This window comes from Portibacter lacus (assembly GCF_021533215.1).
GTDB lineage: Bacteria > Bacteroidota > Bacteroidia > Chitinophagales > Saprospiraceae > Portibacter > Portibacter lacus.
Genome location: NZ_JAJNKA010000025.1, coordinates 1 through 26,932 on the forward strand (window position 1 = coordinate 1; position 26,932 = coordinate 26,932).

19 protein-coding genes are annotated in these 26,932 nt (G+C 35.2%); 3 read left to right on the forward strand and 16 right to left on the reverse strand.

Annotated elements, in window-relative coordinates:
* Positions 1–507: 507 nt before the first annotated feature.
* From L2586_RS23870 to zwf, 10 genes are all read right to left on the reverse strand, one after another.
* Complete coding sequence (locus L2586_RS23870; RefSeq protein WP_235295523.1) at positions 508–1,284, reverse strand: ABC transporter permease; 777 nt, start codon at positions 1,282–1,284, stop codon at positions 508–510.
* Between the two features lie 5 nt (positions 1,285–1,289).
* The gene (locus tag L2586_RS23875) at positions 1,290–2,207 is read right to left on the reverse strand and encodes an ABC transporter ATP-binding protein (RefSeq protein ID WP_235295524.1); all 918 of its coding nucleotides are present in this window, start codon (positions 2,205–2,207) and stop codon (positions 1,290–1,292) included.
* A gap of 49 nt (positions 2,208–2,256) precedes the next feature.
* A complete protein-coding gene (locus L2586_RS23880) occupies positions 2,257–3,906 on the reverse strand; it encodes a serine hydrolase domain-containing protein (RefSeq protein ID WP_235295525.1) in 1,650 nt (549 codons plus the stop codon).
* A gap of 132 nt (positions 3,907–4,038) precedes the next feature.
* Complete coding sequence (locus tag L2586_RS23885) at positions 4,039–4,713, reverse strand: LytR/AlgR family response regulator transcription factor (RefSeq protein WP_235295526.1); 675 nt, start codon at positions 4,711–4,713, stop codon at positions 4,039–4,041.
* Positions 4,710–5,408, reverse strand: a complete 699-nt coding sequence (locus L2586_RS23890; RefSeq protein ID WP_235295527.1) for a sensor histidine kinase — start codon at positions 5,406–5,408, stop codon at positions 4,710–4,712. The genes L2586_RS23885 and L2586_RS23890 overlap by 4 nt, the downstream gene beginning before the upstream one ends.
* 1,158 nt (positions 5,409–6,566) lie before the next feature.
* On the reverse strand, positions 6,567–7,688 hold the full coding sequence (locus tag L2586_RS23895; RefSeq protein ID WP_235295528.1) for a dioxygenase family protein: 1,122 nt from the start codon (positions 7,686–7,688) through the stop codon (positions 6,567–6,569).
* A gap of 82 nt (positions 7,689–7,770) precedes the next feature.
* Positions 7,771–8,553 (reverse strand): LytR/AlgR family response regulator transcription factor, encoded by a 783-nt coding sequence (locus tag L2586_RS23900; RefSeq protein WP_235295529.1) that lies wholly within the window; start codon positions 8,551–8,553, stop codon positions 7,771–7,773.
* A gap of 15 nt (positions 8,554–8,568) precedes the next feature.
* Complete coding sequence (locus tag L2586_RS23905; protein WP_235295530.1) at positions 8,569–9,036, reverse strand: nuclear transport factor 2 family protein; 468 nt, start codon at positions 9,034–9,036, stop codon at positions 8,569–8,571.
* A gap of 150 nt (positions 9,037–9,186) precedes the next feature.
* Positions 9,187–9,903, reverse strand: coding sequence for a 6-phosphogluconolactonase (gene pgl, locus L2586_RS23910; protein ID WP_235295531.1), 717 nt, complete (start codon positions 9,901–9,903; stop codon positions 9,187–9,189).
* Position 9,904: 1 nt separating this feature from the next.
* Complete coding sequence (gene zwf, locus L2586_RS23915) at positions 9,905–11,380, reverse strand: glucose-6-phosphate dehydrogenase (protein ID WP_235295532.1); 1,476 nt, start codon at positions 11,378–11,380, stop codon at positions 9,905–9,907.
* 166 nt (positions 11,381–11,546) lie between these two features.
* Between zwf and gndA the strand changes: the two genes are divergently transcribed.
* The 3 genes from gndA to L2586_RS23930 all read left to right on the forward strand — a co-directional run bounded on the left by gndA (position 11,547) and on the right by L2586_RS23930 (position 17,237).
* A complete protein-coding gene (gene gndA, locus L2586_RS23920; protein ID WP_235295533.1) occupies positions 11,547–12,953 on the forward strand; it encodes an NADP-dependent phosphogluconate dehydrogenase in 1,407 nt (468 codons plus the stop codon).
* Between the two features lie 1,576 nt (positions 12,954–14,529).
* Positions 14,530–15,780 carry a glycoside hydrolase family 88 protein gene (locus L2586_RS23925; protein WP_235295534.1) on the forward strand — a complete coding sequence of 417 codons (1,251 nt, stop codon included), beginning with the start codon at positions 14,530–14,532 and terminating at the stop codon, positions 15,778–15,780.
* Positions 15,781–15,914: 134 nt separating this feature from the next.
* Entirely contained in the window at positions 15,915–17,237 is a 1,323-nt protein-coding gene (locus tag L2586_RS23930) for a sugar porter family MFS transporter (RefSeq protein ID WP_235295535.1), read from the forward strand.
* Between the two features lie 539 nt (positions 17,238–17,776).
* On the opposite strand, the gene L2586_RS23935 is transcribed toward L2586_RS23930, so the two are convergent.
* From L2586_RS23935 to L2586_RS23960, 6 genes are all read right to left on the reverse strand, one after another.
* A complete protein-coding gene (locus tag L2586_RS23935) occupies positions 17,777–19,252 on the reverse strand; it encodes a TlpA family protein disulfide reductase (RefSeq protein WP_235295536.1) in 1,476 nt (491 codons plus the stop codon).
* Positions 19,253–19,491: 239 nt separating this feature from the next.
* Entirely contained in the window at positions 19,492–21,720 is a 2,229-nt protein-coding gene (locus L2586_RS23940; protein WP_235295537.1) for a Sip1-related alpha-galactosidase, read from the reverse strand.
* Between the two features lie 415 nt (positions 21,721–22,135).
* On the reverse strand, positions 22,136–23,362 hold the full coding sequence (locus L2586_RS23945; RefSeq protein WP_235295538.1) for an alpha/beta hydrolase-fold protein: 1,227 nt from the start codon (positions 23,360–23,362) through the stop codon (positions 22,136–22,138).
* A 522-nt stretch (positions 23,363–23,884) separates the two neighbouring features.
* Positions 23,885–25,165 carry a hypothetical protein gene (locus L2586_RS23950; protein WP_235295539.1) on the reverse strand — a complete coding sequence of 427 codons (1,281 nt, stop codon included), beginning with the start codon at positions 25,163–25,165 and terminating at the stop codon, positions 23,885–23,887.
* Between the two features lie 98 nt (positions 25,166–25,263).
* Positions 25,264–25,986: an acetolactate decarboxylase gene (locus L2586_RS23955; protein ID WP_235295540.1), complete on the reverse strand. Its 723-nt coding sequence runs from the start codon at positions 25,984–25,986 to the stop codon at positions 25,264–25,266.
* Between the two features lie 191 nt (positions 25,987–26,177).
* Entirely contained in the window at positions 26,178–26,756 is a 579-nt protein-coding gene (locus tag L2586_RS23960) for a hypothetical protein (protein ID WP_235295541.1), read from the reverse strand.
* Positions 26,757–26,932: the final 176 nt, after the last annotated feature.

Genomic DNA, 26,932 nt, shown 5'->3' on the forward strand with positions numbered 1-26,932 from the left:
TAGTTGTCGGGCTTACCTGTCCATTTTAATAAAGCATCATTAAAGTTAAGCTGCCATAGGACCTTGGACTTCAGTCCGAGAAAAAAACGAGCATTTTACAAGACAGCAGCTCTGCAATCCTAGCTAGTGCTCATTTCCGCGCTCGGCTTACAGATCTAATTCAAATCAAGTCATAATACCCAAAGGAGCTTTCACTTCAGTCCGCTTTTTTCGAATTAAAATGGCTAAGTAGTCCCTCCAAATTTGAGGAAAGGTAAATCAGAAGATTAAAGTGTTGAGAATAGACTATAGAGAATTGTTTGTTTAGTTGTCGGGCTTACCTGTCCATTTTAATAAAGCATCATTAAAGTTAAGCTGCCATAGGACCTTGGACTTCAGTCCGAGAAAAAAACGAGCATTTTACAAGACAGCAGCTCTGCAATCCTAGCTAGCCCGCATTTCCGCGCTCGGCTTACAGATCTAAAAAAATATAGAGAATTTCCTATCATTAGAAATATGACATCTTAATTATTCAATATTCATTCTCCTAATATCCAAGTATCCCAGCAAAATGGTCACTATAAAACAACCAAGGCTATACACTGCAACCGCCGAAATCCCAAATATCATAGGCATTTTATCTCCTAATGAAACAGACAATACACTAAATGAATAAGGAAAATAAATAGACTGTTCAGCTTGTGAAACAATAATTCCAACTATTGCCAAAAACATTCCCATTCCCAATGAAATAATAAAGTTTTTGAACCTAAAACTTAACCAAAATTGAATTCCAACAATCCCCAAACATGCAATAAAAGTAGAAGTCAGCAACTTTATATATTTCAGAAAATCTGGCCTAAATTCCAAAAAAGTTAAATCTGGATTGATCAAACCCAATACTTCTGCAGATATTAAAATCGCCAAGAAGTAATAAACATACGTCGAAATTATAGCTAAGATAACGATACTCAATTTCCCGAAATACACACTCCACTTTGGAATAGGTAAAGAGAATAAATGCTTTATTCCTAACGACTTATGTTCTATTTGCATAATCAAACTTGCAATTAATACGATAAACATTGGAATAAAAAAAGGTATGGAATTTTCTATTTGCAAAGTCATAAATTTTTCCCACGGATTGACTCCCTTATCAAGTATCAACGGTTTAATTGAGTAGGCAATAAAAAACAAAATCGGAAAGAGCAAACCACTGATGATTGTTAACCAAAAAGCAAGCGTCCTTCTCAACTTGATCAGCTCATTTTTCAAACTTGAAATATAGAATTTAAATGCTTTCATATTGATTAGTTTTCAGTTAATGATAAGAAATGTTCTTCTAAATTGTTATTCACGGAAACATGGTAGATGCTTATTCCATTCGCTCTTAATGCGTCAATTACACCTGTGATTTCTTCTTTTTTATTTACTTCAATTTGTATCTGATCATCAATCAAAATGGCATTTCCATCGGTGAAAAGCTTTAAGACAGTTAATGCTTCACTGGCATGGTCTACTTCTATATTGACCTTAATTTTACCTACTTTCGATTGTTTCAAAGAAGTCACCGTATCTTGATAAATCATCTTTCCATTTCTAATAATTCCTACATGTGTGCACGTCCTTTCAATTTCAGTTAACAAATGACTAGAAATAAATATGGTCGTTCCGTGTTTTTCGTTCAGGTCTTTAATCAGCGCTCTCATTTCTATTATTCCTTTAGGATCTAATCCGTTAGTAGGCTCATCCAAAATGATAAGTTCTGGACTACTCAACAAGGAGATCGCAAGGCCTAATCGTTGTTTCATTCCTAATGAAAAGGCTTTTACTTTTTTCTCTTTAGCGTAGAATAAATTCACTATTTCTAAGACTTCATTAATCCTAGCTGAAGAAATGTTCTGGCGATAATTTGCGGCAATTCTTAAATTTTCAGTTGCCGTTAAATGTTCATACAAAGAGGGATTCTCTATCAAGGCTCCTACTCTACTCAAGATGTCCAGTTTATTTTTCGTCCCATAGATTTCGCCGAAAAGGGAAACCGATCCAGAGTCTTTCTTTAATAAACCTAAAATCAAACGAATGGTCGTACTCTTTCCTGAACCATTAGGCCCAAGGAAACCATATATACTACCTTTCGGAACTTTCAATTCCATATCCTCAACATCCATCTTACCTTTAGTGTAGGAAAAGTTGAGCTTCTTTGTTTCTATTATAGATTCGTTCATATTTCAGTTTATGAATAGGTGAATAAAAAGAATGAATTGTTTCGTAAGCTTAATCTTTGCGCTTAGCAAACCAAACTTTCTTTACTCTATTGATGCTTGCATAAAACCCAATAATCTCATCTTGCTCATCTCGCTCATATGTTACAATGGCAAACCCTGACCAATCTGTTACATCCTTTTTTAATATGGCAATTGGAAATTCTCCATGACGAATATGATAGCCAACTAGCTCACTATTCTGAAATGAAATGATATAGTTTGTTTCTAATTCCGGGCTATAGTAATTACCAGCATACTCTTTTTGCTCCTCTATGGTCACAGGAACATTATCGAATGCGATGAAAGATTGGACAGGTCGATCTCTATCAAATACCTGCATGTCATTCTTACCATTATTCGCAAATTTCACCTTAACCACTGCAGCTATGCCTCCCATAAGATACTCATCTAATCCAATTCTAAACAACGGTGACTTCATCCCATTATCTCTTAAATACCATAACGTATCTTGGTCTAAGTAGATATTCCGTGGATAGTTTTCATTGATATTCCAATAATCACCAATCCATTTTTGAGCTTCCTCCACATCAAACGCTATTGTTTTAACCGATTCTTTCTTCGAGCTTTTTCTTGTTTTATTCTTCAAGTAGAGTTGTGTCAATTTGCTTAGTTTATCATTGACAGAAAAAGAGACAAAATTGGTCAACAAAACAATGGTCAATTCATCATCTGGATAGTACATAGCAAAAGACAAAAAGCCAGGCACGCCGCCAGTATGCTGGATTCTGTTATTCCCAAAAAAGTCATCCACTACTACTCCGAAGCCGTAATTGTTTGATTGTCCATCGTCCAATACATCCATCGTTAATAACATTTCAAATGCATCTTTCCATCCATCAGCAGGATCTCGAAAGTTCTCCATCCATTTACTTAAATCTGATGCCGTCGTATATATATTCGAAGCGCCAATATCCAAACTCGTATTTTCTCCAACTGCAAACTGTCCTTCTCCCATTTCCAAATAAGGCGTTGCTACATTTTGCCCAGCGTTACTATTGGTTTCATCGACAAATGTCTGATTCAGTTCTAGCGGAATAAAAATTTCTTCTTTCATCCATGCATGGAAGTGCTTACCAGAAACGCGCTCTATTATTTTAGCCAATAAGATGTAGCCAGAATTAGAGTACATAAATTGACTGTTTGGTTTAAAATTCAGATTAGTTTGCTTTAGTAAATACCTCCAATCATCTTCTGTGGTAATCGGGTCTCCATCTCTCCAACCTGCCAAACCAAATAATTCAGGTGTACTTCTTAATCCACTGGTATGATGCAATAAATGGCGAAGGGAAATAGGCGTTTCAAATTCATGAAGCTCAGGGAGAAATTTTCGGATGTCATCATCGATAGAAAGTTGACCATCTATATGTAACAAGATAATCCCCATAGCCGTAAACTGCTTAGAGACAGAAGCTATGTTAAAAACACTTTCCAATTTATGAGGAGCTGCATGTTTAATATCTGCAAGTCCATATGCTTTAGAAAACAAGGTTTTTCCTTTCTTTAAGATGGATACAACACCGCCTGGATGATCCTTATGATTCCATTCTTTGAAAATTTCATCGATTTCTTTTTCCTTTTTTTGTCCAAATGAAGTAAAATTAAAAGAGAGGATTATGATGATAATAAAGAGTTTCTTCACGCTTTCTAATTTTATGATTACAAAAAAACTTGCATTTTCAAGTTCGAACCACAATATGAGAAAAGGACTTTCTGCTGAAGAAAAAAATCCTTGAGTTAAGCAAAGTTATCTGTGAAATGAGGTAGGTAAGTTTTAAGAAATATCAATAGAGCGATAAAAGTCGTCTTTATAGGTATTCGAAATCGGAATTCTTTCTTCGCCTATGATAATCACATTTCGCTCGACACGGTTGATTTTATCCAACGCAACCATATAGGACTTATGAACTCTTTTGAGGCTTGAATTCGAGAGAGAATGCTCTAGTTCAGAGAATGTCTGAATAGTCATTATTTTTTTATTGGTTGTATGAATTCTTCTGTAATCTCCCATTCCATCAATGTACAAGATGTCATCGAGGAAAATCTTTTCCAACTGGTAACCAGATTTGATGAATATATAGTTGGGAGCTTCCGAAGTTTTGTGCTGAAATTTATTCACTGCTTGTAGGAAACGAGCGTAATGAAAAGGCTTCAAGAGGTAGTCTAAAACATTTAGTTCAAAACCCTTAATTGCATACTCTTCGTATGCAGTCGTAAATATCACTTGGCTATCGATATGAACTGATTCTAGAAAATCAATTCCGGTCATCTCATCCATTTGAATATCTAAGAATATAAGGTCTACAGTGTTATCTTGCAAATACACCAATGCTTCAGAAGCATTCTCAAAGCTAGCTAGCAAATCCAAGGATGGAGTTTTGCGTATATATGAACTCGTCCGCTTGAGCGCGAGTGGCTCATCTTCGACTATGATGCACGTTATTTTCATACTGGGATTTTTAAATCAACAAGGTATTCCTTTTCGGAATCATTGACATTGATGTGATAGTTATCACCATAAATTAACTTTAGCCTATTTTTAATTAAGCTGTCTCCTAATCCTTTAGCTTCTGAATGCTCATCAATGAATAAGTTCTTTTTGTTTTTGCATTGAAAGTGGACTACATCATGAAGGATTTCGATATTTATTACAATCGCATTTGTTTTTTTATCGAGTGAATGCTTGAAGGCATTCTCAATAAATGGAATAAAAACCATCGGTGCTATTTTCTTGTTTGCCGGATCGCCATTGATCGTCAGATTGACAAACTCCAGGTTGGATGTTCGAATTTTCTGAAGTTCAACATATTCATGAATATATTTCAGCTCATCGCTCAAATTGATAACAGAATCAGATGCTTTGTAGAGATAGAATCTAAGGATGGACGAAAGCTTAAAAACATATTCGGAGGCTTTCTCTGGATCGGTTTCGATCAGTACATCTATGTTGTTAATGGTATTAAATAGAAAATGAGGATCTAACTTCAGTTTGATCATTTCTAACTCCAGTAATTCTGTCTTTTTCCCTAATTCTTCTTTCTCTTTTATATCCGTAAACCACGAAGTAAAACTGCGAAGAATGAATCCGATTAAAACGTTAAATGCATTTAAAAATAGGCTGACAACTCCAACTTCTAACAACACACTAAGCGATCTCAGCCAAAACTGGACATTTACCAAAGCAATGAAACATGATATGAGTATTGTTAAAATGATGGATACTGTCAATTTCAGGCTGCCTATTTTCTTTCGAACATAAAGATGAAACAATAGAAAATAAGAGCTGTAAAAAGCGATGATGGAGGGTATAATAACAAACCCACCTACCATGGTAATTAGTTTGAATCGAGGTGGTCCGTTTACCGCACCTACCTGAGAAGCAATGTATAGACTTGCGAGCAGCAGGATAAAGAATAACCAATAGCCTACATTTAATAATATGATGTAAATTTTCTTAATATTTCAAAGGTATTTCTTATTTACAAGTTATTATTGAATATTCTGTGAATTGGATGATTTTTTCCGTGAAATAGATTTTGAGCATGTCCTATTTAGTAGTTTTTGGTTTTTAGTTTTTAGGTTTTAGGTAAGAAAAATGAAACTGTTGCATCTTCATTAAGATAGCTAATCAGAATTAAGCTACCATAGGACCTTGGAATTTATTCCGAGTAGAAAAACAAGCATTCTACCAGATAATAGCTCTGCAATCCTTGCTAGCACACGTTTCTCCGCTCGGCTTACAGATCTAATTCAAAGTATGTTGTAATGCCAATGGACCTCGGAATTTATTCCGCTTTTTTCGAATTAAAATGGCTAAGTAGTCCCTCCAAATTTGAGGAAAGGTAAATCAGAAGATTAAAGTGTTGAGAATAGACTATAGAGAATTGTTTGTTTAGATGTCGGGCTTACCTGTCCATTTTAATAAAGCATCATTAAAGTTAAGCTACCATAGGACCTCGGAATTTATTCCGAGAAGAAAAACGAGCACTCTACAAAACAATAGCTCTGCAATCCTTGCTTGCCCACATTTCTCCGCTCGGCTTACAGATCTAAAACAAATCAAGTCGTTATGCCAAAGGACCTTGGACTTCAGTCCGAGAAAAAAACAAGAGAATTTCCTATCATTGAAAACATACCACATTCTAAAAGACAATAGCTCTGCAATCCTAGCTAGTGCTCATTTCCGCGCTCGGCTTACAGATCTGTAGTTAAGAATAACGCACCTTGAGCTTCAGCTCTTGACTTCTCCTTCAAAATTGATGTCATCGCAAAAAAGCGCTAACATCAAAAGAAGCAATTATATTATTTCCTTCCTAGAAACGCCCCTTCCGTCTCCTCCAATCTTCTCGACAATAATTCTTGATTCTCCATAATTGGCTTTAGGTCAATGTACTTATCGACTATATTACTTCTGCGATAAATCATCACGGTATTATCCACCTCTAAATTAATACCATTCTTAGCCATTTCCTTTTCATTCCCAATGGTTAACGCCACATGTTGGATATTTAATTTCTTGCCCATTTGTTCCAAATCCATAGGAGCGATCCTTTCATCATTAATCATCATATAAACCTTTAACAATCCTCCTCTGCGAATACTTTCTTCTTCAAAAAACACCAACCAATCTTCGATCTCCACCAAATCAGCATTCTCCCCAGTAAAATATAATATGCCCTGATGCTTTCCATACTTACATATCGGGCAAGCTGTAGAACCCTTATCCGCGCCCCAAACATGATATGGCGTAAAGGAAGTCAAGTCCTCCCCTATTTTCTTTCCTGAATTTCGATTAGCATTATCCTCAACCGGGTAATTCGGGATATTCAATCCCAAGAAAATATCATGCTCCGCTATATCATAGCTATCACTTTTAATCAATCTAAGCACACCACTTCCTCCCCTATTCTCCATCGCATTCCGCTTTGCCGTTGTCAATAATTTATCATCATCAAATACAAAAGCATCTAAATAATATGGGTAATCTGCTACTGACTCTAAAATCGTAGGATGAATATGTGCAGGCTCATCGCTATCCGGATAAGCCGCTGGTCTGGAAGTGTAAATTGAATATTGACCATTAACGTCCGATTTCACCCAACCTCTAAGGTCGCCATGTATAGACTCTCCTGAGTAATATCCATTTTCATCGGTATGATAGTAGTAAAGAATCACACCTGAAACCGGTGTTCTACCATCGCTGCCAAATATTGTCCCCGTAATCAATAAACGTTGCTTAGCATTAGCCCAAGAATCACTCGTATCTACTGAATTAATTTCTTCAGGCATTCCATCAAAAAACAAATCCCTATTTTCAAATGGTCCACCTATTAATAGCTCATTTTTAACCACTGGATCTTCTTCAGACTGTCCTTCACAACTTTGGAAAACCAAAAGAAGCAAAAGCAAATTTAGATATCGCATATTTACAATTTGATGGCAACATCGTTCTATTTTTCTCGTGAAACAACGATATCAAGGGCGAAAAAGCTAAGTGGTGAAATATTTATGCTTTGTGGAGTAGCACTTCCCAAGCGTCCCGATAGTGCCTGCTCAATCTAACCTCATCTCCGTTTGACATGATCGCATCAAAATCTCCGTTCTTCCTGGACTTAAGAGAAACTACCTGATTTTTATTAATAATAGCTGATCGATGAACCCTAATAAAAACATTGACCTTAAAATCCTTCATCATCGCATTAAGTGTGGAATGCTGTAAATACCTTTTTTCAGCTGTGACAACTGAAATGTACGGACGATTCGTTTTCAGATAAATTATCTCGTCCATCATCACTCTTTCCGTGGTTAGGCCATCTTTGATGAGGAGGTGATTAACTTGTTCTAATTCAGAAACTGAAGCAGATATTTTGCGTTTTACAATAAATGGAAAAACCGCATAGATAATTACCGTGAGATAGAATTGATTCGAAAAAACCGTTTTTACAATTGCGGAAAATCGATGAGGTTGCTCATATATCAAATTACTGACCAATATAAAAAAACCCGTAAAAATGACCATATGAACTACGGCGAGAACCACTGCTAAAAGTATCGCTATAACTATTTTAATGAATGGCTTAACTGCATACATAAACGATAAGTACCGAGCATATATAAACAAAATAGGTACAAAAAATACCCAAACCAAGTTATAAAGAGCCGATTCCGATAGATGAAATCCAGTAGTTTTTAATTGAGAATAGATAAAGTCTTGAAGTATTGCAAGCAGATACACTCCCACCAAAAGCAGGAGTAATCTCAAGGAAGTTCGATCTAATTTCGCAACCATCCTAATCAGGGTTATCTATTTTTTTGCCATAAATTGATCCAGCAACTTATTCGTTTCTCCTTTGACTTTATTCTTTAAAAACGGTGTCCAGCCCAGTAATTTACCAGGAAGTCCTAGCGCCATCGATGCCCATTTCCAAGAATCAAAGTGATCCGTATGCTTTATGATTTTCCCATCTTTGAATTCGAAGGAAGCAGAGACGTTATTAACTACTGGTCGTTTCTTAGGACCATAATTGTACTTCGCAATCCATTTCGCGGAACCGGTATGCTCATCTGCTTTCACATCGCTAAATTTCACATCTAGGCCACCACCAGAACGTTTCAGCAACATCGACCACATTCCTCTTACTCGATCACCTTTTAATTGGCCAAAAGCAGGATCTTCGAATACTACATCTTTGTGATAACAACTATTCATCCCTTCCGCATCTGCTGCACTAAAAGAACTATAAAATTTATTAATTACTTCTTCATTTGTCATATTGCCTTCCATTTTGTTATAATTTCTTTTTCAGTCATGAAAAAGAAGCTTTGCTTTCTGCAATCCACATAAAGCATATAAAATAATCTCGTACCTAAATTTAAAAAGAAATAACGGTGAAAAGTAGGCTTTGTCTTATTACTTTGATTTCTAGCCTTTTAAGTCTTGAGCTGCAGCTTTATCCAAGTACCAAATTAGATTACCCGATTCTGGTTTTACGAGTGATGCAGGATACTTTTGATGGTCTTCTTTCTGATTAAGAATTTCATCAACTTTCTCTCTTTTTCCTTCTCCAGTCACTAAGAAAGCAACCGATCTTGCCTTATTAATTACTTGCCCAGTGATCGTTATCCGCTTCTGGCCAGAGTCCGGATGAACTGCCACTTCTGTGTTATTTGGTGACTCCCAAAGTTCGATGGAATCTGGGAATATTGAGGCGGTATGTCCATCATCTCCCATTCCTAAAATTACCAAATCAAAAATCGGAACCCCATCTTTCGTGATCATATCATCATACATTTCTTTCGCATAACGAAGTTTTTCTGCTTCAGGATCATTTTCACCTTTTACACGATGTATGTTTTCTTTTGGTAGGTCAATTTTAGAAAATAAATGATCGACCGTCATTTTATAATTCGATTCGGCATCTTCTGGTGGTACACATCTCTCATCACCCCAATAAAAATGAACATTGGCCCAATCTATAGAATCTTTAAAGTTTTCAGCCATATAGTCAAATATAGCCTTAGGTGTCGATCCACCTGACAATGCAATAAATACTTGATGATCTACATTGATAAGATCCTTTAAGTATGATGAGAATGCTTCTGCAACCTCTAGTTTATCCTTGTAAATTTTCGTCTCCATATTATATATTATCTTCCGTCGGATCTCTCCAATCAAATTTACCTAATAATTTATCCGCCGCCTTTGGCCCCCATGTTCCTGCCTTATATTGGTGCAATTCGATATCTTTATCATTCTTCCAAGCTTCTAGTACTGGATCCACAAATGCCCAAGCTTCCTCCACTTCTGCTCCTAGTGCATATAAAGTTGCATCACCTTGCATCACATCCAACAACAATCTTTCATATGCTTCTGGAACATCGTCCTCAGATAAATCGGAATAATTAAAATCCATATCCACATTCTCCACACTAAATCCTTGGCCTGGCAACTTCATTCCAAAATTCAGCATAATACCTTCATTTGGCTGAATTCTGATGATTAATTTGTTATTCTCTTGCTTACCGTCAAATAGGTTCTTCGGAGAAGGTTTAAAGTGCACAATGACCTCCGTCACTTTCGCAGGCATTCTTTTCGCAGTTCTTACAAAGAAAGGCACTTTCTCCCATCGCCAATTTTCAAAGTAGAACTTAATAGCCGCGTAAGTTTCAGTTTTAGATTTTTCAGGAACGCCGTCTTCTTCTTTATACCCTTTCATCCCATCATTGGCTGCATACTGAGCCCTGACTGTATTTCTTCTAATCCTCGAAGGCGTCCAACCTTTCAAGCACTTCAGTACTTTTAGTTTTTCCTCTCTGATGGCATTCGCTTCGATTGCATATGGTGGTTCCATCGCCACTAATGAAACAATCTGCATTAAGTGATTCTGGAACATATCTCGGAATGCACCAGAGCCATCATAATAACCACCTCTGCTTCCTACTCCTTCAGATTCAGCATTGGTAATTTCTACATGACTTATGTAGTTTTTATTCCACAGTGGTTCGAAAATGCTATTCGAAAATCTGGTAACCAATAAATTCTGAACTGTTTCTTTTCCTAGATAATGGTCTATTCTGTAAATTTGATGCTCATTGAAACATTTCAGTAGTCCCTTATTCAACTTTTTCGCTGATTTGAGATCATATCCGAAAGGTTTTTCCACTACTAATCGCTTCCATCCGTTACTTTGATCTGTTAGTCCTACAGCGCTTAAGTTATTAGCAATATTGATGTAGATACTTGGAGGTGTCGATAAGTAGAATATATAATTTTCAGGAATATCGTGTTCCTTGCTTAATTCAAGCAATCGCTGCTTTACTGGCTCATAGCTAGAATTGTAATCCCCGCCTAAATCTTGGTAAAAGAGCTTGCTTGCAAAATCTTCCATACAAGCCTTATCGCTTTTATGTTCATCTTTAAAGAACTTGCTTTCCGTAATCACACGGTTGCGAAACTCTTCATCTGTCATGTCCGTTCTGCTCGCTCCAAGAACTATAAAATTCTTTGGAAGATATTCACCTTTGCATAGATGATATAGAGCCGGAATTAACTTTCGAGCCGTTAAATCACCTGATGCTCCAAAAATGACTAAAATTTGATCGTCTATCTTATTCATACGCTTTCAACCTATTAGCATTTAATTTTGTTCACGAATTTGTAATAAGCTGGTGTGAAGATATAAAATGCAATGGAAATATGTATTTTTGGTGTCACAACTAGCTTGGATTTTAATTTTTAGTTGTGATATAAATTAGCTTGACAAATAATATAAAAAACAAATTATGAAGTACGATTTTGGAATGGTCGGATTAGGTGTTATGGGAAGAAATTTCATTTTGAATGTTGCGGACAATGGCTACACTGCTTTTGGACTTGATTTAAATCAGGAATCTGTAACAGCTCTGCAAAATGAAGGAGGAGATATCGCAAAGGTAAATGCAAGCACTGATGCTAAGACATTTGTAGAGAACCTAAGTGTACCACGAAAAATAATGCTTTTAGTTCCTGCAGGGCGAGCTGTGGATATGGTTATTGAAAGTCTACTTCCTCATCTGAATGAAGGAGATTTATTGATCGATGGAGGGAACTCATATTTTAAAGATACAGATCGCAGAGAAAAATATCTTACAGATAAAGGATTTCATTATCTAGGAGTTGGTGTTTCAGGAGGTGCCAAAGGTGCAAGAAAAGGACCGAGTATCATGCCTGGAGGATCTGCTTCAGCATATAAATATATAGAACCAATCTTCCAAGCAGTTGCAGCTAATGCGAAGGACGGTAAACCATGTGTTGCTTACTTAGGACCACGATCTGCAGGTAACTATGTAAAGATGGTGCATAATGGTATCGAATATGGTATGATGCAGTTAACGGGGGAAATTTATGATTTATTAAGGAAGTCAGCAGATTTCACGAATGATGAGTTGCATGATATTTTTGCTAAATGGAACAATGGAAGGTTGAAATCTTTCTTAGTGGAAATTACATCTGAGATTTTTAAGCAGGATGATGACAAAGGAGATGGTAGATTAATTGATAAAATCTTAGACAAAGCGAAGCAAAAAGGAACTGGAAAATGGACTTCTCAAAATGCGATGGACATTGGTATTCCAGTGCCGACGATTGATATTGCGGTAAGTATGCGAGAAATCAGTGCATTGAAATCAGAGCGTGTGCAAGCGGATAATGTTTATGATCGACCAAGTGTTTTGCCAATTGATAAAGCTGAATTGGTAGAACATGCTGAAAAAGCGTTGTACTTCTCATTTATTTGTGCTTATGCTCAAGGTTTACACCAGTTGGCATCTGCTTCGAAAGAATATGAATACGACTTGGATATTGCAACTATTGCACAAATATGGAGAGCGGGATGTATTATTAGAGCTGAGTTGCTAGAAGATATCACAACTGCTTTCAATGAAAATGAAGAATTGACCAACTTATTAATGGCTCCAGCATTTGTAGATAAAATACATGGAACGGTGGCATCTGTAAGAAGGTTAGTAAGTTATGCAGTGCAGAGCGGAATCCCGGTTCCAGGTCTCAGTAATTCGATGACTTACTTCGATGCATATACGGCGAGTGAATTACCGTTAAATTTAATTCAAGCACAACGTGATCATTTTGGTTCTCATACTTACGAAAGAAATGATATGGAAGGAATTTTCCATACTGAATGGGGTGAGTAGTCGTTCCGAAGGATGACCGAATGTTCCCGAAGTATTAAAACTTCGAAAGCGGATGTGGTGGATAGAGGCATCTTAGATTACGATCCGAGAGTATACTTCGAGGAATCTGTTGTATTCTTTTCGAAATATACGAGGATCGCATTGGGTTAATTTAGAGCTGTAAGCCGAGCGAAGATGGGTGCGTTAGCTAGGATTGCAGAGCTGATGCTCTAGGTTATTGACCTATTATTCTGTATACTTCTCGGAATAAATTCCGAGGTCCTTTGGTATTTCGATATCAATGATGACTTTTAAAATGGACAGGTAAGCCCGACTAATAACCCACTATCTTTTATAGCCTCTTCTTATCACTTTAAAATTAAGTAACAAACCATTCTTATTATTTGGAGGGACTACTTAGCCATTTTATTTGAAATTAAATGGTCGGTATGCTTTATCTTGATGAAAATACTAAACTTTTTTATCAGAAAATCTCCCACTGGTGTACGAGGTCCTTTGGTATTTCGATATCAATGATGATCTATTAAAATGGACAGGTAAGCCCGACTAATACCCTACAATCTTCTATAGCCTCTTCTTATCACTTTAAAATTAAGTAACAAACCATTCTTATTATTTGGAGGGACTACTTAGCCATTTTATTTGAAATTAAATGGTCGGTATGCTTTATCTTGATGAAAATACTAAACTATTTTATCAGAAAATCTCCCACTGGTGTACGAGGTCCTTTGGTATTTCGATATCAATGATGATCTACTAAAAGGGACAGGTAAGCCCGACTAATACCCTACAATCTTCTATAGCTTCTTCTTATCACTTTAAAATTAAGTAACAAACCATTCTTATTTTTTGGAGGGACTACTTAGCCATTTTATTTGAAATTAAATGGTCGGTATGCTTTATCTTGATGAAAATACTAAACTTTTTTATCAGAAAATCTCCCACTGGTGTACGAGGTCCTTTGGTATTTCGATATCAATGATGACTTTTAAAATGGACAGGTAAGCCCGACTAATACCCTACAATCTTCTATAGCCTCTTCTTATCACTTTAAAATTAAGTAACAAACCATTCTTATTATTTGGAGGGACTACTTAGCCATTTTATTTGAAATTAAATGGTCGGTATGCTTTATCTTGATGAAAATACTAAACTATTTTATCAGAAAATCTCCCACTGGTGTACGAGGTCCTTTGGTTTTTCGATATCAGTGATGATCTATTAAAATGGACGGGGAAGCCCGAAACAATCTGACTGGCTACTGAGCCATTTTAATTCTATAATCAAGCAAAGAAGGATGAAGAACGCATATATAGCCATATTTTATCCCTTTTGAATGATAATTTCATAACGAAACCTTCCTGCTAGATTAATCTTATGTAATTCTTAGTTTAGGACTAAACAGCCAAAAGTAAAACTTTGAAACCATCCACTATTCCCACCAGATAATGGCTGATTTTGGAAATATTACCGAAGTAAAAAGAGAAAAGGATAGCGTAAAAAATACGCCCTTAAAATTCTAAATTGAGAAAAAGAAAAAGAACTAGACAATGAGTCAAAATTATAATATTAGAACATGAAAATAAACATTTATCTTACATTGGTCTTTACGTTGATCCTATCCACATATGGATGCCAAACGACTAATAACTCAGAAGCAAATTTAGATATAACAAAGAATTTAGACTATTGTGTTCAACAAGCCAATAAAACAATAGCAACCATTCAAAGTGACAAGCCAATTGTCCGGAATATTGCACCTGGAGAAAAAGACTGGAAAACGATTAGCTATAAAGACTGGACGAGTGGATTTTGGCCTGGAATATTGTGGTATCTATATGAGTATACAGGCGATGAAAAATGGCAAACATTGGCAGATAAAACAAGTAGAACACTCTTTCCGCTAGCGACAAGATCAGCAACTGATCATGATCTTGGCTTTCAAGTTTATTGTAGCATCGGAAACGGATACCGACTGACCAATTCTCCAGAGTACAAAGACATCATTCTGAAAACTGCTGATACCCTAGCGACTTTATATAATCCAACAGTAGGGACCATACTTTCATGGCCAGCAATGATCGAAAAGATGAATTGGCCACATAATACTATCGTGGACAACATGATTAACCTAGAAATGCTATTTTGGGCGAGTAGGAATGGTGGCTCGAAAGATTTATATGAAATTGCAGTTAAGCACGCAACCACCACCATGGAAAATCATTTCAGAGATGATTATACCACTTATCATGTAATCGTTTATGATACAATTACAGGAGAAAAGATCAAAGGTGTAACTCACCAAGGTTATGCAGATGAATCCCTGTGGGCGAGAGGGCAAGCTTGGGCAATTTATGGGTATACCATGACTTACCGAGAGACTGGTGACGCTAAGTTTCTGGATTTTGCCCAAAAAGTAACCGATGTTTACTTAGAAAGATTACCTGAAGATCGTATACCACACTGGGATTTCGACGCTCCTAACATTCCTAATGAGCCGAAAGATGCTTCAGCTGCAGCGATAGTAACTTCCGCCCTACTAGAATTATCTGGCTATGTGAAAGATGAGAAAAAATCTACCTATTATCGCACTCAAGCAGAATTTATGATACAAGAATTGTCAACTGATAATTATCACTCTAACGATAAGAATCCTGCATTTTTATTGCACTCAACAGGACATTTCCCCAGAGAAAGTGAAATTGACTATTCCATTATCTATGCTGATTACTATTATTTAGAGGCCTTGTTAAGATTGAAAAAATTACAGGAAGGAAACTTAATCATTGACCCAAGTCTAGAAGAACAATTAAGTTTATTAAATTAATTGTATTTTTAAAAAAGTAATGCGAATTCCAATTAGGTTTCAATGAGCGGACATCGTTTATCATGATTCAACACTAGAGTTGCATTCAATGTATAGCATCCATTTTATTTGAAAATTAACCCTGAAAATAATATATGAACAAGAGGAAAATATTCACATGGTCGATTACAGTTGCGTTAGCAGGTTTCTTATTTGGCTTTGACACCGTTGTTATTTCTGGTGCAGATTTGTCGCTTCAAGAACTTTGGAATAAGGGTGAATTATTTCATGGGTTTGTCATCATATCTTCCGCTTTGTGGGGAACAGTAATCGGCGCGATTTTCGGGGGTATTCCGACGGATAAAATCGGACGTAAAAAGACCTTATTCTGGATTGGAATTTTATTTTTTATTTCAGCTGTGGGTTCAGGCCTAGCGAATGATCCATGGATATTTGCTTTCTTTCGCTTCTTGGGAGGATTAGGAGTTGGTGCTTCCACGATAGCTGCACCAGCATATATTTCAGAAATTGCACCAGCAAAAGACCGGGGAAAATTGGTTGCCCTCTATCAGTTTAATATTGTTTTTGGAATATTAATTGCCTTCCTTTCTAATTTTTTACTTAGTGGTATAGGCACCAATGCTTGGCGTTGGATGATAGGTATAGAAGCATTGCCGGCTTTAATTTATATTCTACTTGTATTGGGTATACCTAACAGTCCACGATGGTTATTGAAAAATTTAAATAATCGGGCAAAAGCTAAAGCTGTGTTAGAATTGACTAATCCCGATCAAGATGTCGAGCCGATTATCGAGCAGATTCTAGAGGAAGACAAGCAGTCTTCGAAAAAGGAAACAATTTTCGACCCGAAATATCGATTCCCACTGATGTTAGCCATACTCATTGCTTTTTTTAATCAATTTTCTGGCATCAATGCATTCTTATATTTTGCGCCACGAATTTTCGAAATAGCAGGATTGGGTGAAAGTACTGCCTTGTTAAGTAGTATCGGACTTGGTGTGACCAATTTGATATTCACCTTAATCGGGATGTCACTTATTGATAAATTTGGTAGGAAACAACTCATGTATATCGGGTCTATAGGTTACATTGTTTCTCTGTCTTTAGTAGCCATGGCATTTGCTTTTAGTTGGCAAGGCATCGTTGTTCCTCTATTTTTATTCTTATTTATTGCTTCGCATGCGATCGGACAAGGGACAGTTATCTGGGTGTTTATCTCTGAGATATTCCCTAACCATTTACGAGCTAAAGGTCAAGCTTTAGGAAGTTCTGTCCACTGGGTATTAGCAGCGATCATACCTTCCTTTGTGCCTATTTTATTTGTTAGAATAGGAGCGGCACCTGTGTTTGGATTCTTTGCATTTATGATGGTATTGCAACTTATCTTTGTGTGGCGAATGATGCCAGAAACAAAGGGAGTTTCGCTTGAGGATTTGCAAAAGGAGCTGACTCAGTAGTTGATTCTGGATAAGCGTATTAGGTGTTTTATTTTATTAACTTCAGGTGTGTTCACTATGTCCAACTATTAAAGTATTCATAATTTATGAAATGAAACTAAAGCAGATCACTAATCATTGATGATTTTTGTTTGTTTTTATATTCATGTGTATAGCTATAAGATATACATATTTTTCATCATAATCTAAAGAATCATCCCATATCAATTCTGGTAAAATTATGATGTCTTCATCAAATAATCAAAACTAGAAAACTTTAGATTATCAATAATATCAAATTGAGCTACATATTTTCCTGCAATTTCACTTTTATTTACCTTAGAAGAATAAGAACAATCCTTCAACATCCAGATAAGTTGACATATTATACCATTTGATTGAGCTATGTGCATATAATTTAGAAAAACTTAGTAGAATTATGAAGATTAGTGATTTTTTCATCAAGGAATATATTTTTACTTTCTATGGTTTTTCAATAAGATAAGGAACGACCATAAGCGTCCTTCATTTTTAAAACATTTTCCGTATCCACCACATTTTTAGATATTTGACTTTAACTTTTCGATATCCAAATTACTTATTCCTTCTACTACATCTTTTTTGTAAACACCATTTGAATCAAAAAATAGATAGCTTGGATAGCCATTTAGTTTAAATTTATCCATAAACGAGGTCGTTAATTTTTTATTAATAAATATGTGGGTTCCTTGAGTTTTTAAATCAGCAATTTTCATTTCCCAATTTTCTACACTACTTCCTTGTTCGGTGCAAACATATACTATTACTAATGGTAAATTTTCAAGCTCTTTCTTAATTCTTTTGCCTTTCTTCATATCAGAAATACAGGGCTTACACCATGTCGCCCAAAGATCTATTATGATGGCTTTATCGACAAAGTTCTTTTGGATTGCTTTAATAAAGGATAAGGCATCATTCTGTTCACTTATAAATGATTGAGCTCCGAAACTGTATTCTCTATGAGATTTCCCTATTGGACTATTGAAATTGCTATATTTTGAGTTACTAAGTTCAGTGTTTATTTCGTTAATATTGATTTTGGATTGAACCATTAATTCTTTAAGATATTCTTTCACCCAAGCTTGATTAACATATGGAAGAAATTTGGTAGCGTACTGCTCCTTCCACTCTAAATTATCAGGAATTGCAGATAGAATAAGAAAATCTTTGTTATGAGCAGTCAATTTGTTTAAATTTCTCTCTTGGTTCTCCCAATTCTTGAAAATATTTGACCCAATGTAACTTTCTCCTAAAACCCAACTCTGGTATTTATAAAATTGATAACTAGAGTTCCCTAAAACATTAGGAGAAAAAGCCATTGCTTCATCAAGAATTTCCCAGTTAATATTTTGCTTATCGATCAGTAAAAATAATTGACTATAGTATTCAGAATTTCGTTTATCAGCTAAAATCCAAGCCATGTCATTTGGATAAATGCTTAGAAATTCTGTTTCAAACTCTTCCCTTTTCTTGAATAATTTATTGAGTCTATCAACTTTTTCAAATTCTGAGATATTCAGCCGAGAAACAATTTGTATTTGGCTATTTAACCGCTGTTGATCAGTCCTTCGAAAATTGATCCATTTATTTGATATAATAGTTGCCTCTGAGTCGATTCCTCCGAATTGAACTCCGTCGCCAAAGAATGATACATTAGATTTTGAAAGTTGACAGTAGTCTAAAGTTATAATCAATTGAGATGATACTAGGATTTCTCCATAATATATGTCATCCACCGCCAGCCATATTTGGTTTAATTTCTTGAAGCACTTACCTTTTATAGTAAATTCTCCATTCTTACTTATTTTTATAGATTCTGATACTTGACCGGATGGGGTTACCTTTGTTGCTTTTAATAATATACTTGCTACATCAAAATTTTCGTAATTTATTATCTTTCCATTAATTGTATATTCCGTATTTGAAGCAAATACTGTAAGATTAAAAATCAAGAAAAGTAGTGATATTGATTGCTTAATACATTTTGTCTTTTTCATTGGCATTTCTAATAAAATCTCTAACCCTAATTTGGTTCTAATCGACACACTTAATTCCTTCTCCCCTCTCCTCCACTAATATACCTACATCATTCCAGTTTTCACAATTCAGATATTTTTATATCAAGCTTATTTACCATTTATATAAAAGGAATTTTCACTTGAACTCAATATTGATAATAGTAAGGTTATGTCCTCGTGAGATGATCGCTATTATTAAAAATCATTTCTACTCGGAATTAATTTGTAATGGTAATGATATCATTATTGGGTACGCTACCTTTAATTTCTCCCCGATAAAAGTCGTCACCTAAACTTATAAATTCCATTGAATCTGATTTTAAGCCCCCTCTTTCAGAATAAAGGATGATTGCTCCTTGTTCTATCATTTTTATACTTATCGACTTTTCCGTTATTTCAAGAATTTGTATAGTCGATGGTGATAAAAATTTATCTGGCCGCCCAACTACAGCCCAGCCTTTATCAATAGGACAAAGTAGGAAGAGCTTATGTCCAAATCCTTTGATATTGACATGAAATCCATCGTTTTCTAGTTTTGATCCTTTTTTTTCTTTCCAGTTGTAAATCACTATCCCTTCTTTAGGTGACTCCCACAATCCATCATATGGCTGCATCATTATAGGAGCGTATCTGTAATCATCTGGTGTTATCTTCGCAGATAGCTCAGCATTCTTATCAAGGGTTAAATTATAAGTGGCAATTGCGCAAGATTTGTTATTCAACGGAGCAATCACTTTGTACAAATCCTTCTTTTCATAAAGTGCATCATTAAAGAAACTTTCAGGCATGGGGGCTGCTGGAGCTAGAGGTCTAATGAGCAATCCATCATTATAACACAAAGGTGTAATTACTTCCATATTAAAATCGGATGGCGCATCGGAAAGGTAGATCGGTCCACCCGACATAGCTTTAGTAAGTGACATTGTTTCACCAACCTCTAAATCTGAAGAATGAAACATATCATGATCGGGCCATAAAGTTTGTCCCAACCAACTCACATTAAATACTGATTGCAGAATCTGTGACTTTGAGGTTGGTAAATTATGTTTCTGGTAATCAGGGCTAGTTCTCATCGTTGCACTATAGGTCGCATTCAGCATCCCAATCGTATTCTGGGCACTACAGTTCATCAGTCCCAATCCATTTTCATTGCAGGCATGCTCTAGCGAGATTACATTAAATTTGTGGGCTCTTGCTGCATTAGCTGTTCCATAATATTCTATCACAGAACGAGAAACATTATCCGTCTTAATAAAATCAAAGCCATCATTTTTAACGGTTTTCATAAATTCCATATAGAACTTTTCACTATCTTCTTGATTATCATTGACGATTAGCGATTTTACATCTGCAACTGGGTCTTTAATATATTGATTATCTTTTGGAAATTCTTTTATCATTTTATCAGGTTGAGGCATTAAATAAGGGGCCAAGTTTGTCATTTCATGATTAGGATCTACATTCCCCCAATGCATCAAAAGCGTATGCCATATACCTATCCATTTCACTTTATCCTCCTTTTTGAGTGCTATAATTGGCTCCCATCCATTTGGGAACTTTTCAGCATCAGGCTTCATCGAGACCATTTGTCTTGGATTATCTTTTCTGGCTTGATGACCATCATCCAGAAGAATCCATCTGACAGGAATGTTAGAATTCTCTATTCGTTTAAATACATTGGTCACCACTTCTTCATTAATGCCCCGATGGTATTGCTCCCAGCTACACCATCCCAGATATTTCATGGCTTCAGGATAGCTTTTATCAACTCTTAAACTTGCCTTGTCTTTGTAGAGCTCATTTTCTGTTATATGTTCCCAAATTTTGGCAATAGCTCCATAGACATTATCACTAATGGCCCATGCAAGTAGAGGAACTGGTGTGTTATTAGGAACAGGCTCAACTCCTAAGCTGCCATAATCAACGATCAATTTTCCATCTTCTAATGTTTCAAGCCAGCTAACGGACGCATCTCCCGACAAGGGCATAATGCTTAAATATTCACCGTTGCTCAGTTTGAATAATGTAAGAATAGATCTTTTGTTTGGCATCGGAATTCGTGGAGGAATCGGCGACTTAGGCTCAAATATCGATGTTAAGTCATTGCCTCCTACCCAGGGAAACATTCGGTTACTCGCCCCTATCCATCGAAATGAAGGTGAATCCGCTGCTACATGACAATACGCTTCAAAATCGGGAAGGATGATTTCTCTTTCAGTTGGTTGATCGTGGCGATCAGGAGCCGGTAGAACTATTATATTTTCAAATTTACCCGAGCCAATTTTAATAGAATCCGTTAAAGTTGACTTTTCTATAAAATTTCCATGAAGGACAGCATTCAGATGATTTGCATATAGTTCATGTGAGGTATTAGCAATTAGAATAAAAGTTAAGAGTGATAGATATAAAAATTTAAAGTTTATCGAATTAAAAGTCTTTTGCTTCATATAGATTGTGGTGTAATTAGAAAGATTTTCAGAGTTGTTGGTGATTTCCGGGGAACAAGAAGTTCAACAGATAGCATTACTTCATTTTACGTAGTTTATATTATGAGGTGTATAAGGTGCTTCATTCAGGGCTAATATACTTACATCATTCCAGTTTTCACAATTAAGATATTTTCATTTCGCGCACATTCGAGCCTTCTCTTAAGTTCATCATCTTTACTATTGTTGAAATTAAACTTCTAAATACCCATAATTATGGATCGAATTTTTGATGACCGAATGGCTAAAAAAGAAAAGTAGGATTACAATTACTTTGGAGGCTCTAATATCTGCTCTTTTCTTAGTGTTGCTCCTTTTGTTTTATGATAGTGTAAATAAAAATTTTAATTCCATTTCACGTTGTTAGACACCGTTTTTATTGCCCACCTAGATCCTTTAGCTTAGCTTGAGCTTCTTGATTTGCATCTATTTCGATCGCTTTTTTATAGTATTTAATGGCTTCCAATTTGTCTTTTAGAGACAAATAATAATTACCTAAAGCAAGAAAACTTCTTGAATCATTGGGATAGAAATCGGCATTCATTTCTAAATATGCTAAAGCTTTTTCAGGAAGTTTGTGACCTTCTAACATAAAGAACCCAATATCATTTAACAATTGCCAATCAGGTTTTATCTCACGTTTCATTCGAATGCTTAACTTATCATAATGCGAATAAAATGGATCAGTCAATTGCTTACTGGAATATTCTTTGGGTGTATTGAAACGCCACATTTCAGGGAATGGAAACCAAGAGAAAACAGATCTCAATCCGTTATATAGCGCTGGTACAACAACACTTCCATGGTCTTCGCTTTTAAAATATTCCCACGTATAATTAAGCTCTTTACTATTTTTCACTAATAAGTCATGAAACTTTAGATTAGCCCTAATACCTTCGGTCGGTTCCGTTTTATCTTTTCTTACTTTCACGGTATCCATGGACTCACCAATACTATTAGCCACGGCTACATATAATGACTTTTCCTTTCGGTTTCCTTTAAGGAGCAGTTCTTGACTTGCTTTAACAAGATTTTCTTTGTCCCACCAAAGACTTGGATCTATTGCTAAATAATTATCAAAAACATTTTCGTGATTCAAGTAAGAGTAAAGCACAAAGAGACCGCCAGTAGAATGGCCAATAATGGTGTTATTGTTTTCGGTTGGATATTTATGATTGATAAATGGTTTTAATTCATCTGCTATAAACTTGATAAAATGACTCGCACCTCCAGAAGTTTCCGATTCGTGTCCGCGCTGAAAAGGAACGTTAGTAGGTGTGAAATCTCTGGTTCTATCTGAATTGGTAATCCCAACGATAATGGATTTTGGAATTTGCCAAGGTGTAAGTTGTTTTAGCATTCCGGTAATTACATAGAAGTGTTGAGATGCATCTAGTACGTAAATAACAGGATATAGCTTAGTCGAATCAAAATCGTCAGGGGTATGTATCCAGATTTCTCTTTGCTCTTGGAGGATATTAGAATACAAACTATCCACGGTACCTATGACTATTTGTTTATCCTGATTTTGATTGAATTGTGCTGTTCCTTTAAAATACAGGCACATGATGATTACTGCAATTACAATTTTAAGTTTTTTCATTCCTTTGCTTAGCTATTTTTTTATCGCTCAATTTTTGAAGTTATCGCTGTTGTAAATTCATACTTTCTGCCTATACTCTATCTTGGCTAAAATTCTAAAAGGGTAACCAATGTAATGGACTCCTTTGATTCTTAATTTTAGGCAATTGAGATCACCTATTTTGCAGTGAGTAATCTGATGTATAGGCCTGTCTTTATTTTACTTTATTGGTAAGATGCAGATTAATCCATTTTAGGTGTTTGAAATCATTTATCATAGGGAACGAAATTGATAATATATCTGTGTGGTTGATTAATTATAGATATTTTCAGGACTTAACTTAAGAAGAAGATTGGGAATATATAGCCCATGTCATGATCATACACTGTTATGTATTTTTATCCTGGCTGGTTCATCTAATTTATCGTTCTCGATAAGAAAAATTACTTTAAATCACTTACCCATATAATTAACATTCTATTTTTTATCTCATTACACACAATAGTTTGAACATGCGTAGTGCGACCTAGCACATTTACATTGTTAGTGGTTCGGCTTTCGTTTTATCATCCTATTCGGGTAAATAATCAATTGTATAAAATTAAACTCTAAATTGTCAAATGATACTTCAGATTTGGGCTCAACCTCCAAGAAGAGATTAGGATACCACCTTAAATTAGTTCGTAGTATCCAAGATTGAATTCTGTTTGGTCTGATATCCCAACCAAAAGTAAGTCCATATCCCAATTTTAGGTCTTCAATATCAAGAGTCCTTTGACCTTCAAAATCTTCTTCAAATGATAAGTTTTCATAACTAATTGCAGGTCCTACAAAAGGGACAAAACCGTGATAGTCAAATAGATATTTTGTGGCCTCAAATAAAAATGATTTTCTGTGTAGTTGTTGTATCGTACCATATGTATTTGTTGAAGTGCCATATCCTCTATAACCTATTGCTACGTTCAGGTCAGGTTTGTGAAGATAATAGCCAATCGTAAAATCGGGCATTATTGAAGTACTGTATTTGCTAATATAAGGTTGACTAGCTTTGTTATAGCTGCTTTGATTTAGCCAAAAAGCGGATGAAATACCTACACCTACATAAAGTCCGTTTAATCGACCTCTTTTAGCGAGGATTTCGGTGACTTCATTTGTTCTGCCAGATTCCCAATCCTTTTCAGCACTTAATGTAGTTTCAAGCATATACCTGTAAGATAGGGTTGTATAGAGAGGAGGGGTATTAATTTTCTCTATTTGAGTTCGAGATATGTAATAATCTTGTTTGTTTTGATAATTCCAAGCAAAACCCAGTTCAATTAAATGATTTTTAGAATTGAAAGTAAGGCCACCAAGAAAAGGAAAACTGGTGTGGTTCAACTCTGGTCCACTTGAATATTGAAAATTATTGTTTCGTTGCTCAAAATAAAATGGTGCTAATGAAGTCCCTAGGTACGGTCTAATTTTGTTGTTCTCAATTCTCAGCGGATAATATTTAAAAACCGTCTCGACTCCCCTAAAAGCAAAAACCTCTTGATTATTCTTTTTGAGTGTTGAGGAAAACAATGGAATGGCAATATAAATATCTGCGTGTCCCCAAAAATGAGTGCCACCAATTAAGAACCTTGGCGAGTAACTGTTGGTCAAATTTAAGGATTGTGGATTTCCTAGTTCATCAAGATATTTGGTTGAACCTCCAAAACTTGACTGAAAATCTACACCAAGATTAAGTTGAGCAAATCTATGCCTGGTTTGCTTTTCAGTATACACTTGGGAGTGGCACAAATGCGTTATTCCTACTAAAACTACAATGATAAAAGTTTTCATCTTATTTTAATTTAATTAGCTGGCTACTAACGGTTAATGGATGCTCTATAACGACCAATCGAAGGCATGAGTGATCCATATTGTTAGGCAGTATTGAGTTATTCAACTAATGGCAACTTTAATATCATTCCTTTTCCCAGAATTACATCATCCACATGACCCGCAATTTTGTTATTATCCATTTTCATATGAATGTGCATATTTGTAGTGTGATGTGTAAATATTGCATGATGGGAATCAGAATAGAAACCTAACATCTCTACTTTTTGATTCTCTAACGTTCCATTTAATCCTGATTCAACATGTTTTTTATGTGAATGTACTTTATCTCCCTCCTTCCAATTTATCACATGCCAATCCAATAAATCGGGTGTTCCTATAACTAAAAATGGAAAAGGCTCCTTTGTATCTATTTGATTTTCATATGCAATTCTTTCAACATATTGTTCTAAATCTTTCATTGTTTTTACTTGATTAGGGATTTGGAATGTTACCCAGTTTTCAACAATTGAACTCACGAAAAGAGTTGCGCTTTTTGAAAAGGTGCTATCCAACATGATAATATCATTTTTAACAAATGTATTGTAAGGCTGACCATCAAATATTTGGATTTCTCCTTTTAAATCTTCAATAGCACCAAGAGCAAATAGATTTTTAGTGTTTTGAAATTTCGACAACTCTACTTTAGCTGACAAATCTCCTTTACGCATTATATTTTTTAATGCTCCTTTATATTCAACCTTAAATACTTGATTATTTTTTGGAGCATTTTCGCAAGAGAAAATAATCATAAATACTATCGTAAAAACTAACTGTTTCATATTTTTTTTCAAATACTGACTAGCGCAAGCTAAGACATAAAGATACCGATTCGGTAGAAAGGGAAGTTAATTTGTCGAGGAAAAATGGACAGCTTTTATCTCAATTATGGACGGTCGAATCGGGAGAATATTAACGTAATGGCTCCATCAGGACGTATGAACGATAATGAAGTATTCCTGATTGCAGCCTGTTACCCATTGTTGTCTAAGTCTTTTAATAGTTTTATAGCTATTGTGTCTTTTTCTATGTCAATTGCTTTTTTCAAATAATATTTTGTTGAGTCAATGTTACCATTTTTTTTATAAAATAGACCTATTGAAAAGTGAGCATTAAAGCTTTCGGGATTATTGATCAAGTTCATTTTTAAAAGTTCAAAAGATGTAGAGCTATCTTCAATATTTAATGCAAGTTCATTAATTAATTTTTCATCTGCGTATAAGTCTTCTTTATATAATTTCGACATGGTTTTATTGTACGAATTTAACATTTCATAAACTTGAGTTTTGGTTAATAATTGAACTGTAGGCTTAGAAACATCCAAATTGTACCATGAGAAAATTTTTCTTAATCCGTCATTTGTTGCAGCAACACATAGACTTGCGTGATTATCATCTTCATAAAAGTTATTATAAAATTCGAGTTCCAAATTTTCTTGTATATTTAATTCAGTACAAAAATCCATTAAAGATTTGAAGTGATTATTGTTATTAACGAATTTTTGACTATCTAAATCAGTTGAAAGTTGAGTGTTTGCTACACCAATAAACAATTTTTTATTTGAGTATACCTTATCTGTATAATCAATTTTCTTATTTTTAATTGTAGCCTTACCAAAAAATAATACAAATCTAAAATTAACTAAATTTGAATTATTATGAAAAGAAGTAAGTTTACAGAAACACAAATTATTAAGGCTCTGAAAGAGAATGAGTCAGGCAAGAGTGC